We start from the raw sequence: 1,472 nt of genomic DNA on the forward strand, positions 1-1,472 counted from the left end.
GCGACGTGCCTCACGTTTTTTGAGCGCGTAGGGTGTGGTGGTGCCTCATCGGGAATGAGCGCGAACGGTATCGGTCCTGTTTGGCTTGTCTTATGGAAGACAGGATCAGCATGGCGACGAAGCGGCAGGTCACCCTGAGATTCAGGGATGAATACATGAAGGCGTCGAAGAAGGACAAGGGACGCATCCTCGATGAGATGTGCTCCGTGCTGGGAATCGGCAGGAGCACCGCGAGACGCAGACTCACGGAAGCCGGGCGCGGCAGGCCGTCGATGTCGCCCGCGGAGCGGCCGAAGCGGTATTCGGAGCAGTCGCGCGAGCTGCTGGTCCAGGTGTGGCTGATGATGGATGCGCCGTGCGCGAAGTACCTCAAGGCGATGCTGCCCCTGTGGATGCCCATGCTGCGCGCGCACGGCGAGCTCGCCGACTGGGACGGTTTCGCGTTCCGCGAGCTGGAGCGGATGAGCGCGGCCACGATGGACCGGTACCTCAAAAAGACGCGCGACGCGGCACGGCCCAGAGGCATCTCCACTACCCGGCCCGCCGGGGAGCTGCTGCGCAACTCGATCACGATCAGGAAGGCCGGCGACGAGCTGGACGGCCTGCCCGGCAACGTCGAGGCCGACACCGTGGCCCACTGCGGGCCGAGCGTCAGGGGCGAGTTCTGCCGCACCCTGACCGTGGTCGACGTCGCCACCGGATGGACCGAGAACGCGTCGTGCCGCAACAACGCGTTCGCGAACCTCTCCAAGGCCGAGGCGCTGGTCGAGGCCCGTCTGCCGTTCCGCATCCGCTCCTACGACACGGACAACGGCAGCGAGTTCATCAACCGCGACCTGATCGCCTGGCTGCAGGAGCGCGACATCGAGCAGACCCGCTCCCGCCCCTACAGGAAGAACGACCAGGCCACCGTCGAGTCCCGCAACAACCACGTCGTGCGCCGCCACGCGTTCTACTACCGGTACACCGTCGATGAGCTCGGCCTGCTCAACGAGCTATGGGAGCTGGTGCGCGTCAAGGCCAACCTGTTCACCCCGTCCAAGAAGCCGGTCGCGCGCGAAAGCACCCGGGACGGCCGTCCCCGCCGCGTCTACGACGCACCACGCACCCCGTGGGAGCGGCTCAAGGAGTTCGACGAGGCGGACAGGGCCGCCGGCGGCCCCGGCTTCATACCCGACGACAAGCGAGAGGAGATCGAACACACGCTCGCGACCGTGAACCCGGCCGAGCTCGTCCGCCGCATCCACGACATCCAGGACCGGCTCGAAGCACTGGCGGCACCGCGCACCGCGCGGCTGGCCAGACGCATGGGCCCGGACATGGCATACTTGAACAAGACGCTCGCCCGGATCGCGGGCGTCGAACCGGAAGACGACGAAACCCCACAAGCCGACGCGGACTAGGATTTCACGCTCACCACAGGTGAGGCACCACTCCGGATTACGCGCTCATTTTCAAATGAGGCACCTCGC

Annotated in this window: 1 protein-coding gene; it reads left to right on the forward strand. The window is 66.4% G+C overall.

Annotated elements, in window-relative coordinates; genetic code table 11:
• The first annotated feature begins 110 nt into the window (after positions 1-110).
• Complete coding sequence (locus JS533_RS13620; RefSeq protein ID WP_236037015.1) at positions 111-1,403, forward strand: integrase catalytic domain-containing protein; 1,293 nt, start codon at positions 111-113, stop codon at positions 1,401-1,403.
• Positions 1,404-1,472: the final 69 nt, after the last annotated feature.

This window comes from Bifidobacterium amazonense, assembly GCF_018555435.2.
In the GTDB taxonomy this organism is placed as follows: domain Bacteria; phylum Actinomycetota; class Actinomycetes; order Actinomycetales; family Bifidobacteriaceae; genus Bifidobacterium; species Bifidobacterium amazonense.

Excerpts from the sequence above, each read along its gene's own strand:
- JS533_RS13620 (WP_236037015.1), top strand. The coding sequence starts at position 111 with ATGGCGACGAAGCGGCAGGTCACCCTGAGATTCAGGGATGAATACATG.